General features: G+C 72.1%; 14 protein-coding genes. All 14 read right to left on the bottom strand.

The window, feature by feature from the left end; genetic code table 11:
* Positions 1-31: 31 nt before the first annotated feature.
* The 14 genes from BSZ37_RS04420 to tssD all read right to left on the bottom strand — a co-directional run bounded on the left by BSZ37_RS04420 (position 32) and on the right by tssD (position 15,561).
* The gene (locus BSZ37_RS04420; protein WP_095509379.1) at positions 32-1,426 is read right to left on the bottom strand and encodes a HEAT repeat domain-containing protein; all 1,395 of its coding nucleotides are present in this window, start codon (positions 1,424-1,426) and stop codon (positions 32-34) included.
* Complete coding sequence (locus tag BSZ37_RS04415; RefSeq protein ID WP_095509378.1) at positions 1,419-2,201, bottom strand: immunity 49 family protein; 783 nt, start codon at positions 2,199-2,201, stop codon at positions 1,419-1,421. The genes BSZ37_RS04420 and BSZ37_RS04415 overlap by 8 nt, the downstream gene beginning before the upstream one ends.
* Positions 2,201-2,782, bottom strand: a complete 582-nt coding sequence (locus tag BSZ37_RS04410; protein ID WP_095509377.1) for an imm11 family protein — start codon at positions 2,780-2,782, stop codon at positions 2,201-2,203. Before BSZ37_RS04410 ends, BSZ37_RS04415 begins: the two co-directional genes overlap by 1 nt.
* A gap of 9 nt (positions 2,783-2,791) precedes the next feature.
* Positions 2,792-3,643 (bottom strand): hypothetical protein, encoded by an 852-nt coding sequence (locus BSZ37_RS04405; protein WP_095509376.1) that lies wholly within the window; start codon positions 3,641-3,643, stop codon positions 2,792-2,794.
* Positions 3,644-3,647: 4 nt separating this feature from the next.
* The gene (locus BSZ37_RS21830; RefSeq protein WP_095509375.1) at positions 3,648-4,763 is read right to left on the bottom strand and encodes a hypothetical protein; all 1,116 of its coding nucleotides are present in this window, start codon (positions 4,761-4,763) and stop codon (positions 3,648-3,650) included.
* On the bottom strand, positions 4,763-5,224 hold the full coding sequence (locus BSZ37_RS04395; protein WP_095509374.1) for a DUF4150 domain-containing protein: 462 nt from the start codon (positions 5,222-5,224) through the stop codon (positions 4,763-4,765). The genes BSZ37_RS21830 and BSZ37_RS04395 overlap by 1 nt, the downstream gene beginning before the upstream one ends.
* 2 nt (positions 5,225-5,226) lie before the next feature.
* Positions 5,227-6,246, bottom strand: coding sequence for a DUF2169 family type VI secretion system accessory protein (locus BSZ37_RS04390; protein WP_095509373.1), 1,020 nt, complete (start codon positions 6,244-6,246; stop codon positions 5,227-5,229).
* Between the two features lie 14 nt (positions 6,247-6,260).
* On the bottom strand, positions 6,261-6,713 hold the full coding sequence (locus BSZ37_RS04385) for a hypothetical protein (RefSeq protein ID WP_095509372.1): 453 nt from the start codon (positions 6,711-6,713) through the stop codon (positions 6,261-6,263).
* Between the two features lie 11 nt (positions 6,714-6,724).
* Positions 6,725-8,929, bottom strand: coding sequence for a type VI secretion system Vgr family protein (locus BSZ37_RS04380; RefSeq protein ID WP_095509371.1), 2,205 nt, complete (start codon positions 8,927-8,929; stop codon positions 6,725-6,727).
* 2 nt (positions 8,930-8,931) lie between these two features.
* Entirely contained in the window at positions 8,932-11,706 is a 2,775-nt protein-coding gene (gene tssH, locus BSZ37_RS04375; RefSeq protein ID WP_095509370.1) for a type VI secretion system ATPase TssH, read from the bottom strand.
* A gap of 12 nt (positions 11,707-11,718) precedes the next feature.
* Entirely contained in the window at positions 11,719-12,738 is a 1,020-nt protein-coding gene (gene tssG, locus BSZ37_RS04370; protein WP_095509369.1) for a type VI secretion system baseplate subunit TssG, read from the bottom strand.
* The gene (gene tssF / locus BSZ37_RS04365) at positions 12,735-14,507 is read right to left on the bottom strand and encodes a type VI secretion system baseplate subunit TssF (RefSeq protein WP_095509368.1); all 1,773 of its coding nucleotides are present in this window, start codon (positions 14,505-14,507) and stop codon (positions 12,735-12,737) included. Before tssF ends, tssG begins: the two co-directional genes overlap by 4 nt.
* Before the next feature lie 77 nt (positions 14,508-14,584).
* Entirely contained in the window at positions 14,585-15,022 is a 438-nt protein-coding gene (gene tssE / locus BSZ37_RS04360) for a type VI secretion system baseplate subunit TssE (protein ID WP_179299470.1), read from the bottom strand.
* A 62-nt stretch (positions 15,023-15,084) separates the two neighbouring features.
* On the bottom strand, positions 15,085-15,561 hold the full coding sequence (gene tssD / locus BSZ37_RS04355) for a type VI secretion system tube protein TssD (RefSeq protein WP_095509366.1): 477 nt from the start codon (positions 15,559-15,561) through the stop codon (positions 15,085-15,087).
* Between the last annotated feature and the right edge of the window lie 116 nt (positions 15,562-15,677).

Below are 15,677 nucleotides of genomic sequence, written 5' to 3'. Positions count from 1 at the left end.
CCCCTCGGTCATCCCGAACCGGCCGGGCGGCCTAGCTCGCGTAGTGCCCGGCGACGTACCAGCGGCCGGGCACCGCCTTCGCGCTCTCCGCCCACCCGGCCATCGCCTCGAGGGCCGCCCGCTGGCGCCCGACCTCCCACCCCGCGTCGAACGGGACCGCCATCCGGTAGCGGACCGCCAGTTCGTCGGCGATCCACCGCCGGAGCCGGTGCGGCACGAACGGGGCCGCGAGCGACGCGACCTGCGCCTCCGGGCCCGCGGGCCGACCGAGGCGGAACCGGTCGGCCTCAGCGAAGCGGTCGGCGTGCTCGTCCCACCACGCCCGCCAGCGCTCGGCGTCCGTGCTTGGCAGCACGATCGTCGTCCCGCGCGGCGGTTGGTCGGGCGGCACCAGCGGCTCGCCGCGTGCGACGCGCTCCTTCTCGTCCTCGAACAACTCGTCGTCGTCCGGCACGTCCTCGACGAACTCCTCATCGGTGAGGCCGGCGCCCGTGATCATGTCGAGCGCGCGGGCGGCCTCCGCGGCGGCGTCCGTCGCGAGCGCGTCGATGAGGGGCGGGACGGAGCGCGGGTCGCCCAGGAGCCCGAGCGTGTCGGCGGCGATGGCCGCGCTCGGTGGGTGGGCGAGCACCTGGTGGAGCCACGGCACGACGCCGCCGTGCCCGGCGAGTGCGAGTGCGGGGACGAGCGCGGGGTCGGTGCGGGCCTCGCGGAGGACGGCCGCGGGCGCCTCGGGGGCCCCGCTCCGCAGGAGCGCCACGGCCGCCTCGAGACGGACCGCCGGGTCCTCGTCATCAAGGAGCGAGCGGACCGTGCCCTCGACGATGCCGTCGGCCGTCCGCCCGAGGGCGCGGACGATTCGGGCGCGGAGCGACGGCGGCGCCTCCGGGAGGGCGTCGAGGAGCGTGTCGCGGCCGGGCAACTGGCGGTGGGCGACGAGGTCGGCCGCGAGACGAAGGCGGCGCGGGTCGCCGAGCCGGTCGGCGCGGAGGGCGCCGGCCTCCCACTCGCTCGGCAACTCGGCCACGAGGGCGTCCGACATCGCATCGAGCGCCTCCTCGTCTTCGGGGTCGACCCCCTCCATCGCCACGCCGACGAGGTCGCTCCGGCCCTGGCGGCAGAACACACGGAGGGCGGCGTGGAGCTCGCCGGCGTCGCCCTCCAGCGCCTGTTGGCGGCACACGGCGAGGGCCAAGTCGGCGCCGAGCACGAGCGCGTCGAGGTGGGCCTCGAGGCGGGCCTGGTCGTCGCCGAGGTCGTGCCACGCGAGCTCCGGGTTCTCGCGGTCCGCCGGCCGCTGCTCCCAGAGCGACGCGGCCTCCTCAAGGTGCTCGAGGTAGAGCCCGATCCGGAAGCCACGGAGCGACGGGCCCGACTGGAGCACGGGCGGGAGGGGGACCTCGGAACCGGGGCGGCGCTCAGGCATCGAGGGCGATCTCGGGGAACGACTGGGGCACGTACGGGGCGTAATCCTCGAGTCGTGCCCACGCGGGGCAGTGCCGGTACTCGCGCTCGGTCGGGAGCCCGGCGAGCTCGGCCAGCTTGAGCAGCGCGAGGCCCTCAACAGAGACCTCTTGGAAGTCGTAGAACTCGTACGACGCGACGCGCGCCTCTGCGATCCGCGCGGCCTCAGCCTCGACGAACGCCTCGAAAGACTCCAAGAACGCGACCTCGTCCCGGGCGATGAGCGCGCGGCAGACGGCGTTCCGCGGGTCGTCGACGCCGCGGAGGGCCACCTCGTGCCGATCCACGAGCGCCGTGAGCGGCGCCGGGTCGGCCCCCTGGGCCAGGCCGAACAGGAGGTGGGCGTAGACGAAGTCCTCCTCGTACTCGAAGTCCTCGTACCACGTCGCGGGCGAGAGCCGCCCGATCTCGGCCGCCAGCCCGAGCTGGCCGACGGCAAGCGCGTCGTGGACCGGGTCGACGAAGCTGGCGCGGAAGGCGTGCTCGGGCTCGTCCGGGAGCCCGCGCCGCAGGAGCGTCCGCCGCGTGATTCCGCTGTCGATGAGGCAGTGCGCGAACGCGTCGAGGTCGGCGTCGAGGAGCAGGAACGAGACGCCGATGTTCCGGTACCGCTCGCTGAGCTCGTTGTAGACGGCCCCGCCCACCTCGTCGCGGCCGGCCTCGTTGGCCGCCCGGATGAGGACGTTGGCGTAGCGGGTCTCCCGCTCGACGGCCACGGGGAGCGGCGCGGAGGGCATCAGAGGAGGGAGTAGCGGTCGAAGTCGGCGATGGGGACGAACGCGATGCCGGTGAACCCCTCGGCCTCGATCCGCTCTGCCAGCCCGGCCTCGAACAGGACCGGCTTCGGGTACTCGTGCAACCGAAAGAGCGGCCGGTCGGACGGCACGGCCTCGGGGCGGAGCACGAGGCGCTCGACGGACCGGACGAGGTCGGGCTTGATCTTGTTGAACCGGGCGCCCGAGCCCTCCGCGTCCAGGGCGGCGGGGAGGTGCGTCGAGTGGACCACGTAGTAGGGCGCCTCGACCGGCCGCCCCTTCAGGTCGATGAGGGTCACCGGGAGCATCTCGGTGTCGGGGACCTCCTCCGCCTCGAGGAACTGACGGAGGGTGTCGGAGACGACGAGGAGCGACCCGAGGCACTTCATGACGTCGTCGAGCCGGATGCCGAACTCGTCGTCCATCTCGAAGTGCGCGTCGGACGGCCAGCCCTCGAGGCGCGGGACGCCGCGGGAGAGCTGGAACGCCCGCTCGACCTCCTGGATGGGTCCGAGGACGCCGGCGTGGGGAGACGGCGCGTGACGTGCGTAGACGAGGTCCATGGGTCGGGGCTATTTGGTCTTCCGCTTTTTGGCGGGCGAGGACGAGCTGGCCTTCCGCTTCTTCGGCTTCTTGAGCGGGGAGCTCGGCTCGGCCATGGTGAACGGCGTCCGCCAGGTGCTCTCCGCCACGCCCTCATACCGCTTCTGCCACAGCTCGTAGGTCGCCGTCGCGGCTCGGTCGAGGAGGTACGTCTTCCGGTCGCTCGCGATGGTCTCGAACTCGGACGCCACGTCGACGAAGTCCAACTCGTGCTCCTCCGCGGTCTCCTCGATCGTGTTGATCACGTCGCTCTGGATGTCGTCGGCGACGGCGTAGTTGTACTTCGTGTGGCCCCAGCTTACGGGCAGGTGCACCGGGTAGCGTTCGGGGCTCGCGTCCGCGGCGCTGGTCTGGCCGAACAGGCTCGGGAGGTCGATGAAGTCCTTGGTGTTGCTAGACCGCTGGTTGAGCCGCTTGATCTTCCGCAGGATGTAGCCCCCGTCTTGGTTTCCCTTGACATGCGACGCGTCGACCGAGGTGTCCGAGGCGGACTTCCGCTTCCGGTCGAAGTAGATGAGGAAGGAGTACAGGTCGGGGAGCCCGATCAGGTTGTCCGGGTCGTTGATGTTCCACTTCGAGCGGAGCATGGACACCTTCACGAGCCGCCGCTTGTCGTCGTTCTTGATCTTGTCGACCGCCTTGTTGTAGATCGCGTCCTCCGGGATGATGTGGTGGATCTGGTAGATCAGCTTCTTGTAGCCGTTCTTCGCCCACGTCTTCTCGTAGTCCTTCGTTTGGCCGTCGCCCTCCTTCCGGTAGAACCCCTTACGGGGCTTGACGGATGCGGCGACGTGTTTGTCTTCGGCGCTGGGGCCACCCATAGGATCAGGATGCGGTGAGGCGAAATGAAGCGCGTGGGCCGGCGTCACTGGCGAGCCAGACGGCCGCGGCCGGGGGCCCCCAGCCGCGCCACCGGGCGTGCTCGGCGAGGGCCACGGCGACCGGGCCCGTCGCCGCGCCGACGGCGCCGACCATCGTCGCGGGGTGGATGGCCTCCGGCTCGAACGGGCCGTCGGCCGCGAGCCGGACGAGGGCGCAGCCCCAGTCGTAGGCCCGGTGGGCGGCCCCGTTGAGCGACGTGTAGACCGCGCCGATGGGGCCGGGCTCGGCCGCGCGCGTGGCGGCGAGGCACCGAGAGAGCCCGACGCCCGCCGGCCGGTCCTCGCCGTCGGGCACGAACGGGACGTCCCGCCCCTGCGCGACGCCGGAGATCGTGAGCCCGTCGGCCCGGTCGTCGGCCCGCTCGACGAGGACGAAGGCGGCGGCCTCGCCCGGCGCGGCCCCGCCCGAGTTCTCGGGGGTGAACAGGACACCGGCGCGGTCGCGCGCGCGGATGGTCGCTGGGTCGAGCGGCGAGTCGACGCCGCCGACGAGGCAGCGGCGGATGGCGCCGCCGCGGAGCGCGAGGTCGGCCGTGCGGAGGAGCGCGCCGAAGCCGGCCTCGTCCTCGAAGAGCGTCGCGCCGGGCCCCGGGTGGAGCGCAACCTTAGAAAACCGGCGGATCGTCGGGACGAGCCGGTCGCGGAGCTCTTCGACCCGGACGTCGGCCTCGAGCGCGTAGGGCGTCGGGGGCGGGTCGGGGTCTTCGGCCGCCTCGGCCTGCTCGAGGCGGCGGAGGTGGTACCCGCTCGGGAGCGCGACGCAGATCCCGGTCCGGCCGTCGTCGGGGAGGTCGGCGCGGGAGGCGAGGTCGTCGAGGGCGGCCCCGGCGAGGCGCGCCATCCGGGCGACCCCGGAGAACCCCTCGGTCACGAACGGGGCCGCGTGGACGGCGAGGTCGACGCCCTCGGCCTCCTCGGGGTCGAACACGTCGACGCCGGGCATCGGCGTCGGCCGCGTGATGCCGGCGAACGCCGCCGCGCACGCGTCGACAGCCCCGAGGCCGAGGCTGCACGCGAGCCCGACGCCACGCACCGAGAGCCGGACGTCGTCGGCGCGCATCAGATCGGCTTCCCGCAGAACAGGCACTCCGGCCGCGGCGGCATCCCGATGGCGACGACCGGGGGCTGGAGGACCGGGAAGGGCGGCGTGTTCTTGTCGTTGTGGAGCATGATGTCGAACGCCCGCGCCACGTTCTTCCCCTCGACCTTCACGTCGAAGGAGAACATCACGAACTCGGCCTTCCCCTTGATCTTGTTGCTGACGACGCCGCCGCCCGCCGACCCGGCCTCGTCGCCCGTGCTCATGCGGAAGTTGGAGTCCTTCGTGCAGATCGGGTTGCCGTCCATCTTCACCTTCTTGCTCCCCTTCGCCGTGTCCGTCGACATCGCGACGTTCGGGTAGGGGATCGGGATGGGGCCGCCGGGGCTCGGCGTCTTGCAGACGTCGGGGAACGCGATCGTCGTGCCGGTGCTCGACTTGTGGACGACCGAGAGGAAGTTGACGCCGACGGACGAGGGCATGGCTACGGGGTCGAGAGCGTGATGGGGCCGAGGTCGTAGAGGTCGCGCGGCGGGCGGAGGCCCCCGCTCCACACGAGGACGACCTCGCCGTGGAGCCCCGCGTCGCCGTCGACGACGACGCGGTCGAGCCCGAGGTCGATGGGCAGGACGCCTCCGGCCCGGCTGGTGACCTCGGCCGTCAGGGCCAGCCCGGGCAGCGTGAACCGGAGGAGGCCCTGCGGAGAGACGCCGAGCGCGGCCCCGTGCTCGTCGCCCCGCAGCCGGCCGGGGACCGTGAGCCCGTCTGGGGCCACGTCGAAGAACCGGACGTCGAAGTCCGTCGGGAGGCGGGGGCTCCGGGTCTCGGCCCAGGCGGCGTCGTAGGTCCCCGCGAAGGCGGCGCGCGGCTGCCAGCCGGGCGCGACGAACCCGACAGGCGCCGGCGGCGGCCGGTCGTCGGGCGTGCGGACGAGCGCATCGGGGCGCTCGAAGTTGGGGAGCGGCGAGGCGTCGACGACGCGGCGGGTCCGCTTGGCTCGGAACCCGACGCCGACCGGGTTCCGGGCGTCGAAGTCGTGGTCGCGCTCGGCGCTCGGCGAGGCGTCGGTGCCGCCGGCCGCGCGTTCGTAGCCCAGCGGGATCCGCTCGAACGGCTCCGGCCGCGACATCCGCGTCACGCCGAGCGCCGACTGCCACTCGCGCTCGCCGAACACGCGGAACGACGCCTTCGCCGCGCCGACCTGGACCCCGACCTCCCCCTCCCGGTCGCCTGGGCGCCGGGGGTACGCCGCGCCCGTCAGCACGACGTCGGTCGACGTCTTCCCGATGGCGAGGTCGGAGGCGTAGGCGACGCTCGACGCGCCCTCCTCGCCGACGAACGTGTCGGCCAGTTGGACCTCGCGCTGGGCCTCCGCCGGCGCCATCCCCCCCTGCCCGTCGAGCGCGTACGTCGCCTTGACGATGACCACGAGGAGGTCGGCCCCGTCGAGGTCGGCGACGGCGGCCGGGGCGGCGGCGAACGGCGTGGGGTTGACGATCTCCATCGCGGGGCCGCGGCCTAGTTGATGGCGACGCTGGAGCCCTTGATCTTGTGCGAGTGGCGGGCCCGGCTCGTCACGTCGCGGCCGAGGACGGTCACCTTCCCGCGCTTGTCGATCCGGATCCGGCCGTCGCCGCACTCCAGCACGACCTCTTCGTCGGCCTGGATGTGGACGCGCTTCCCGTTGATCCGGACGGTGTCGACCTTCCCCGGCATCGTGATCCGGACGTCCGAGGCGGGCTCACCGTCGGGCGGGGCGGCCGCCTCGACGCGCCCGAGGACGTAGCCGACCCCGGCGCCGGGCGGGCAGGTAACGAGGACGACGTCGCCGACGGCGAGCGCGAGCGGGGGGCCGGCGCTCGTCTGGAGCAGCCGGCACGGGAGTTCGGTCCCGTCGTCGAACGAGACGCGGAGCGCGTCGACGTCGCAGACGCGGGCCTCCTGCGTGGACGTATCGAAGGCGATGGACATGGGCGGTGTGGCTAGTTCTCGGCGATCTGGGAGCCCTTCATGGTGACTTTCCCCGACCCCTTGATATCGATCTTCTTCCCCTTCAGGCTGATGTCGCCGTTCTTCTTCAGGATGATCTCGGCGCTCCCGCATTTGAGCGTGAGTTGGTCGGCGGCCTCGATGTTCACCTTCTTCTTGCCCTTGATGCTGAGGGCGTCGCCGCTCTCGATGAACAGCTTCTTCCCGATCGTCATCTTCCCGTCCTTGCCGGCCTCCCACGTGAGGTCGGCCCCGGCGGTGACCTCGTAGGCGGCCCCGGCGCTGTTCGAGATCGGGCCGCTGGCGGTGAGCGACTTCGCGCCCCCCACGGACTCGGAGCTCACCGCGCCGACGCTGATCTGGTACCCGGCCCCGACGGTCACGGCGTAGGCGGCCCCGACGCTCACCGTCTTCGCGGCGCCGACCGACTCGCTGGCCGCGACGCCTACCGTCACGGACTGGCTGGACCCGATGCTCTCGGTGTGGCTCCCGCCGACGGTGATCGTCCGGTTCACGCCGACCGTGAGCATCTGGTCGTTCCCGACCGTCAACTCGTTGTCGTGCCCGACCGTCTCTTTCTGGTCGTTCCCGACCGAGAGCGTCTCGTCATTGCCGACCGTTTGCGCCCGGTTCGTCCCGACGTGGTTCTCCTGGTTATCGACGACCTCGCAGAGGTGGTCCTTCGTCGCGTGCATGAACACGAGCTCCTCCCCCTGCTTGTCGTCGAACGTCAGCTCGTTCTCGCCCCACGACCGGAGGACGTTCTCGGACGGGTTGCTGCTCGTGACCGGCGAGAACTGCGTGGGGTTGTAGACCGTCGAGAGCCCGACGATCCGGTCGACGTTCCCGTCGACGCAGGCGACGACCATCTCGGCCCCCTTGTGGACCGGGAAGTGCATGCCGTACCCGCCGCCGGTGTACCCCTGGGCGAGGCGGACGGGCTTCGTGGCGCCGGCGTCACCCGCGTCCCCGATGTCGAACGGGAAGCGGACGCGGTACCGGCCCTGGTCGTCGACCGGCGCGTAGGTGCCGCCGGCGCTCTCGACCTTGGCCGTGAGGACGCCCGGCAGCTTGGGCTCCGGCGTGAGGCGCGGCGGCCGGTACGGCGTCGTAGCCGGGACGCACGTGAAGGCGTTCGAGTAACCCGGCGGCGCCTCGTCGGCCGCCCGCGTCGTGGTCCCGTGCGACTCGGCCGCGTCGGGCTGCGTCCCGAGGTGCTGGACCTCAACGAGGAGGTAGTCCTGGTTGAGCCCGTCGCGGTAGTGGTCCGTCAGCGAGAACCGGTGGCCGGAGCGGAAGCGGAGGCAGTCGCCGGTGCCCGTCATCGTCAGCCGCGTCGTCTCGATCTCCTCCGACCGGACCTTCGCCAGCTGGCCACCCCGCCCGCCGTCCATCATGTGGACGGCCGAGTCGGAGTGGACGCCGAGGGCCGGCTTCTGGCCGTGCTCGGTCTCCGAGAACAGCTCGGTCTCGGGCGTCCGGTAGTTGTAGTCCTTGATCTCGGCCTTGGCCGTCACGAGCCGCTGGCGCGCGAGGAAGTCGCGGATCGTCTCGAGGCTGTCGCTGGGCCGGAGCCCGTCGGCGTGGCTGTATCCCACGACGGGGTCGCCCTCGACATCGGGCGCGTCGCTCGCGTCGTCGCTCATCACGAGCGTCTCGGCCCCGCCCTCGTGCGTGAAGTAGTACCGGATCCCCTCGAACTCGAGGAGCCGCTGGACGAAGTCGAGGTCGGTCTCCTTGTACTGCGTCGTGTACTCGCGCGGGTCGTAGGACGCGGACAGCTTGAACCGGTAGTCGACGCCCGCGTCGTCGAGCACCTTCGACACGATCTCCTCGACCGTCAGGTTCTGGAAGATCCGGCTCTGGAACGAGAGCCCGAGCCGCCACAGCCGCGGGACGAGGACGGCGCGGTAGGCGTATCGGAACTCCGACTGCCCGCCGGCCTCGTGCGACTGCTCGAAGTCGACCACGATCCCGTCGACCTCGGACGGGTCGTCGCCGCGGTACATCGTCAGCGTGGCCGGCTTGTCGATGACGTCTTCGAAGGCCACCTCCGGGTCGTCCGAGACGAGCTCCACCTCGAAGCGGTAGGGCCGCGAGATGGCCTCCGTGCCCTCGAAGCGGACGACGCGGAAGGTCTCCGGGCCGAGCGCGCTGCAGGCGAACTCGTGGCGGGCGATGCGGTGGAGGGTGGGCATGGCTACGCGGTCGGCTCGGGGTCGTCGGCCTCGGTGGCCCCGTCGAGCGCGGCCCCGTCCGCCTCGGGCGCGGTCTGGGGGGCGTCGAGGGAGGCACCATCGCCGCCGAGGTCGGCCCCCTCGGCGAGCGCCTCGGTGTCGTTGGCAGCGACCTCGAGGTCGGGCCGCTCGCCGGGCTCGACGAACGTGTAGGTAAAGTTGCCGGCCTCGTCGAGGCCCAGCTCCAGCGCGGCCGGGAGGTTTTCCTCCGCCAGCCGCGTGAGGAGCGCACGGCTCGCCTCGGGCAGGACGGTCCGGTCGATGATCGCGTCGATGTTGCGGGCGCCGGCGTCGATCGTCGTGCACCGGTCGGCAATCGTCTCCACGACCTCGTCGGTGAATGTGAACCGGATGCCGTGATTCGCGCGGAGCCGCTTGTCGACCTTGCCCAGCTTGAGCCGGGCGATCTGGGCCATCGCGTCGCGATCGAGCGAGAGGAACGGGATCGTGTTCATCCGCCCGAGCAACGCCGGCTGGAAGTGTGACGCCAGCGGCTCGTGGATGAGGTCGCGGAGGCTGTCGAGGGTGGGCGCCTCCTCGGCCATCGACGCCTGCTGCACGAGGTCGCTCCCGACGTTCGAGGTGCAGAGGATGATCGTGTTCGAGAAGTCGACCTCGCGGCCCTCGCCGTCGCGGAGGATGCCGCGGTCGAACACCTGGTAGAACAGCTCCATCACGTCGATGTGCGCCTTCTCGACCTCGTCGAGCAGCACGACGGAGTACGGCCGCTGGCGGACCGCCTCGGTGAGCACGCCGCCCTCGCCGTAGCCGACGTAGCCGGGGGGCGCGCCCTTGAGCTGGCTCGTCGTGTGGCTCTCCTGGTACTCGCTCATGTTGATCGAGACGAGGAACCGCTCGCCGCCGAACAGGAGCTCCGCGAGGGCCCGCGCCGTCTCGGTCTTGCCCACGCCGGACGGGCCGACCAGCAGAAACACACCGATCGGCGCGTCGGCCTTCCGCATCCCGGCCTTCGCCGTGCGGATGGCGTCGGCGATCTCGACGAGCGCGCCGTCCTGGCCCCGGATCCGCGATGTCAGGCGGTCTTCGAGCTCGAGGAGCAGCTGCGCCTCGTCCTTAATCATGTCGCCAATGGGGATGCCCGTCCAGTCGGCGATGACCTCGGCGACGACGCGCTGGCCCACCTCGGCGTGGACGAGCGGGCCGTTGGCCTCTTGCAGTTGCTCCAGTCGCGCGTGGAGGTCGCGGACCCCCGCGGGCACGTCGCCGCCGGCCGTGGCCGCGGCCCTCCGCGCGCCTTCCAGCTCGCGGGCGAGCGACTGCTCCTCCTTCCACCGCGCCTCGAGCGCCTCGCGCCGCTGGTTCAGCCGGTCGCGCTCGGCCTCGAGGTCGTCGAGCGTCTCGCCCGTGCCGAGGCCGGCGGAGGCGTCGCGGCGCTGGGCCGTCAGCTCGGTCTCGATCTCGTGGAGCCGGCGGCCGAGGTCGTCGAGCGCGGCCGGCGTGGCGTCCTGCGACATCCGCACGCGGGCGGAGGCCGTGTCGATCAGGTCAACCGACTTGTCGGGAAGCTGGCGGCCGGAGAGGTAGCGGTCCGAAAGCTCGACGGCGGCGCGGACGGCGGCGTCGGTGATCTGGACGGCGTGGTGGTCCTCGTAGCGGTCGCGCACGCCGCGCATCATCACGACGGCCGTCTCGACGTCGGGCTCGTCGACCTTGACCATCTGGAAGCGCCGCGCCAGCGCCGGGTCCTTCTCGATGTGCTTTTTGTACTCGCTCCACGTCGTGGCCGCGACGCTGCGGAGCTCGCCACGCGCGAGTGCGGGCTTGAGGAGGTTGGCCGCATCGCCGGTGCCCGCCGCGCCGCCGGCGCCGACGAGCGTGTGGGCCTCGTCGATAAAGAGGATCGTCGGCTTGGGCGCGTCCTTGACGGCGTCGATGACGGCCTTCATGCGGGCCTCGAACTCGCCCTTGACGCCGGCGCCCGCCTGGAGCGCGCCGAGGTCGAGCGCGGCGATCTCGGCCTCCTTGAGGCTGTCGGGCACGTCGCCGGCCACGATCCGGAGCGCGAGCCCCTCGACCACGGCCGTCTTGCCCACGCCGGCCTCGCCGACCAGGATCGGGTTGTTCTTCCGCCGCCGCGAGAGCACGTCGATGACCTGGCGGATTTCGCGGTCGCGCCCGAAGATGGGGTCGATGCCGTCGTCGCGGGCCTGCTGCGTGAGCGAGTGCGTGTAGATGTCGAGCGCCGTCTCGCCTTCCTTCCCGCTCGCGTCCGCGAGGGGCCGGCCACCGCGGGCCGAGGCGCGGTTCTCGTCGGAGCCCTCGATCAGCTCGAAGAACCGGTCGCGGAGGTCGTCGGCCTTGGCCTCACTCATGGCCTCGCGAGCGGGCGACGTGGCGAGCGCGTCGCTCTCCAGATACGCCTCGAGGAACGAGCCGGACCGGATCTCGCCGAGGCCATGGTGAACCGACCCGGCCACCCACGCGCGCTCGACGAGGTCCAGCAGGAGCGGCGAGAACGCCGGCCGGCCCGCGTTGCCGGTCCGGTAGCCCTCGATCGTGTCGGTCAGCGCCTTGCCCACTCGGCCCGGCTCAACGCCGAGGCGGGAGAGGGCGAGCGCGGCGTCGCCGGTCCCGTCCTCCAACAGCTTCAGGAGGAGGTGCTCGACGGTCACCTCGTAGTGGCCGCGGCCGACCGCCAGCCCGGCGGCGCCTTCGAGCGCCCGGGTCATCGGGTCGTTGAGCTTGAGGAGGAGGCGCTTGACGTCTTTCGAGATCATCGGGGGAAGGGGCTAGGCCGCGACGTAGCGGACGCGGCGGCGGACGAGCGGCGTTCGGGGGGTGCCGAGGTGGGCGTTCCGGCCGAGCCGGGCGCTCTCGACGTCGCCGAGGACGAGCGGGGGCGCCTCCTCGGACCGGAGCAGGAGGTCGACGTCGTAGTCGAGCGCGTCGGAGGCGTAGAGGCGGACGAGCGCGGCGACGCGGCTGGCGCCGCCCTTGCCCGGGAGGAGGTCGCGGAACGCCTCGCGCCCGAGCGGCCCGATCTCGATCCGGAACATCCCGGACTCGTCGTAGATGCGCTCGCCCACGACGGCGTCGAGCCCGAGGCGGGCGGCGCCGAGCGCGGGCCGGTCGCCGAGGCGGACGAGCCGCGGGACGTTCTCGATCACGCGGACCGCCAGCCCGGTCGCGTGCTCCAAGAGCGCCCTCAGCCCCTCGGCGTTGCGGCTCCACGCGGAGAAGCGGGCCGCCAGCGGCAGGAGCGTGCGCGGCTCGACCGGCGTGTCGTCGGTCGCGGCGATGCCGCTGAGGGCCCCGGCGCGCGTCGCGTGCGGGTTGCGGCGGTCCGTGGCCCACGAGCGGACCTCGGGGCGGTACTTCGCCCACGCCCGCCAGAGTTGGGCGTAGGGCCGGTGACCGAGCAGGTCCAGGAAGTCGCGGAGCGGCCGCGTCTCGGCCTCCTGCTTCGAGATCCGCTCATGGAAGGCGCTCGGCAGCGCCGCGTCGACGCCGAAGAGGCCGCCGAAGCCGACCTCGACCGGGACGGGCTCCGTCGGCGCCTCGGGCGCGCGAACGTGCCGGACGTCGGAGGCGGGGAAGACGCTCGACGGGTCCGGGCTCACGCGGACGGCCTCCCGCCTCGGCTCCGGCCCGCCCACCGTGTGCGGCCCGCCCCGCGCCGCCGCCAGCAAGCGCACGGCCTGGAAAAACCCGTACCGGTGCCCCTCGCGGACCATCCGGTCCAGCGTCTCGTCCGCGTGCGCCTCGGGGGCGCCGCCGAGGCGGTCGGAGTCGGGGCGGCGCGAGGTCATACGAGGGGGCGCTGGCCGCGGTCGGGTGCCCACGTCATCGTCCGGCCCGAAGGCGTGCTCTCGATCGTCAGGTGGACGAACGCGTTGATCGTGGCGTAGAGCGACAGGAACTCGCTGAGCACGAGCCCGAAGAGCGCGAGGTCCCCGTCGTCGGAAAAGTGGCCGTCGGCGACCTCGACCGTGACGTGGGCCCCGCGGCGCACGGACCCGCGGCGGAGCATCTCGGCCGGCTCCCAGCGGACCTTCTGGAGCCCGCGGCGGCGACGCCGGCTGGCCTCGGTGTCGGCCCAGTCGTAGAGTTCCAGCAGCCCCACGAGGGCGTCGTGCGTGGCGACGGAGCCGTGACTGAACGACCACTGCGCGAGGAGCGCCCAGAGCAGGCCGGGCTGCCGGTCGAGCGGCGGGCGACGCGTGAGCGATGGCCGGTCGAGGTTCTTCACGCTCGCGATCTGCGGCGCGCTCGGCGAGAGCCGATCGACCATGCCCGGCTGGAGCGCCTCGTAGGGCAGCGACCCGTTCGTGCAGCGGAGCGAAACCGAGAGCGACTCGGGCGTCGGCGTGCCCGCGTCGAGGTCGGGACTCGCGAGCAGGAGATACACATCGTGGGCCGCGCCCGAGCCCGGCCGCCGGAGCACGTCGTACGACCGCTCCGCGTCGGCCGACAGCCCGAACGCGCGTGCGTACGTCCGCCGCCGGCCCGTCCCCTCCTCAATGCTCACGACGCTCGTCACGTCGTAGGGTTCGATCGACTGGCGGTGGCGGAGGCTGGGGATCACGCGCTGCTCGGCCCAGGTGTGCTCGGCCCGGGCCGGCTCCGCGTCGTGCTCGAACAGGTTGACGGCCGGCGTGCAGTGGAGCACCACGTGCTCGGCCTTGAGCCGGCGGTCCTCCGGGTACGGCCGGTCGAACACGAGGTCGACGGCGAACCCCTCGGCGCCCGGCTCTGCCTCGGCGAGCGCGTCGAGGCCGAGGAGGTCGACCTGCCAGAACTTGCGGCGGAACAGGAGCATCTCCTGCAGCAGCCGGAGCCCAGAGGGCAGCGCGTCGCCGTGCGGGAGGAGCGCCTCGTCGGGGCTGAGCCCGGCGGGCCGCACGCCGTCCTGGCCGCGGACCACGACCTCGGGCGCGTCGCCGTCGCCGGGCCGGGCCGAGAGGCCGGTGCCCGCGCGCACCTCGATCCGCGTGACATGCCGCGTCAGGAGCAGGTGTGCTGTCGAGGCCACCGAGCCCTCCGCGTGGAGGAACAGGCGGAGCCGGCTGAGGTCGAGCGACTCCAGCGTCGCCCCCTTGTGGAGCGCGAACACGAGGCGGAGCCGGCTCGTCTCGTCGGGGTCGTAGCGGAGCTCCAGCGACTGGACGCTCAGCGGATGGAGCCGGACGTCCTGCGCCGTCCGGAACCGACACGGGACGCGCTCCGGCCCGACCTGCGCCGACAGCACCTCGGTCCCGCGTGGCATCATCGTCGTCTCCTGCACCAGCCCCGGCTTCGGGTCGAAGGCCAGGACGCAGCACGAGGGGAAGGGCGTCAGAAAATGGGGGTACAGCAGCCCGACGAGGCGCTGCGTGTACTCCGGGAGGTCGTCGTCCAGCCGCTCTTGGACGCGCGCCGAGAGGAACGCGACGCCTTCGAGGAGCCGCTCGACGTACGGGTCCCGGTCCTCCAGCGCGTCGAGGCGGAGCATCCGGGCCTGATCCGGATGCGCCTCGGCGAAGGCCGCCCCTCCCTCGCGGAAGTAGCGGAGCTCGCTCTCGTAGTGACGGTGGAGCATCCGGGATGAGGAGTGAAGAGCGAGGGGTGAGGAGCGGAGCACGGGGCGAGGGCGAACCCATCACCCGTTCCCCGCCCTCATCCCCCCGTCGGGCGGACGTCGGTGAGCTCTTGCGAGCCGAACGTGGTCTCGAGTTGGATCCGCAGGCCGCGCTCGACTTCGCCCGAGATCACGAACGTGACCCGCATCTTGTACGGGTCGGCGTCGCGGGGCTCGACGCGCACGCGCGCCAGCCGGGGCTCGTAGTCGAGGACGGCCTGGCGGATCGCCTTGCGGAGGTCGTCGTAGGCCCCGTCTCGGCGGATCGACGAGAGGTCGGGGAGCCCGTAGTCTGGGAGGTGGGGCACGGACCCCTGGCGCGTGTTGAGCAGCCGTTGGAGGTTGCCCACGATGCTGTGAACGCGGTGCTCGTCGGACGAGACCGTGTCGACGAGGGGACCGCCCCCGCCGAACCGGCCTTCGAGGACGTCGAACAGCGCGAGGCGGATCGCCATCGGGACAAGGGAGTGAGGCAAGGGGCACGAGGCGGCACGAGCCGAAACCCTTGCCCTATGCCCCGTCCCCCTTGCCTCTCGCGCTAGCGGGCCGCGACCCAGTCGTCGGTGTGCTCGAGCGTCCCGTCGTTCCAGGTCCAGGTAATCTTGCCGTAGACGAAGCTGTACTCGACCATGTGCGGGTAGTGCTCCTTCTCGACGTTCTTGACGTTGGGCACGTCGAGCTTGACCTCGGCGACCTTCACGCGCTCGATCAAGATCGTGTAGTACTCGACCTCGGTGCCGGTGTCGTCGATCTGGAAGAAGCTGAACTTGACCGTGTCGTAGGTCTCGCCCTCGGTCACGGCCTTGTAGAGGTACGGGGTGGCCTTGTCGATGGCCGCGCGGACCGTCATCCGGCCGTGCTGGCGGACGCCCGACGACCGGCCCGAGTGGATGTCGGTCGGAATGTGGACGTTGTGGTCCATCTCGATGATCTCGACGGTGCCCTCGCGGCCCGCGATGTCGACGGAGCCCTGGACGCTGCCGTCGTTGATGGACATGTAGATGGGAGTGGGCATGGCAGTGCTCCTGTGGAGCGGTGGGGTATAGGGATCCCGTTCGCAGCGCGCCGGCGGGTCGCCGGAGCCGCCGCGGGCGGGCGGTTGGGGTCGTGGCGGGAGGTGCCCGGTCGGGC

This window comes from Rubrivirga marina (assembly GCF_002283365.1).
GTDB classification, from domain to species: domain Bacteria; phylum Bacteroidota; class Rhodothermia; order Rhodothermales; family Rubricoccaceae; genus Rubrivirga; species Rubrivirga marina.
This window is presented reverse-complemented; position numbering and strand designations above follow the sequence as displayed.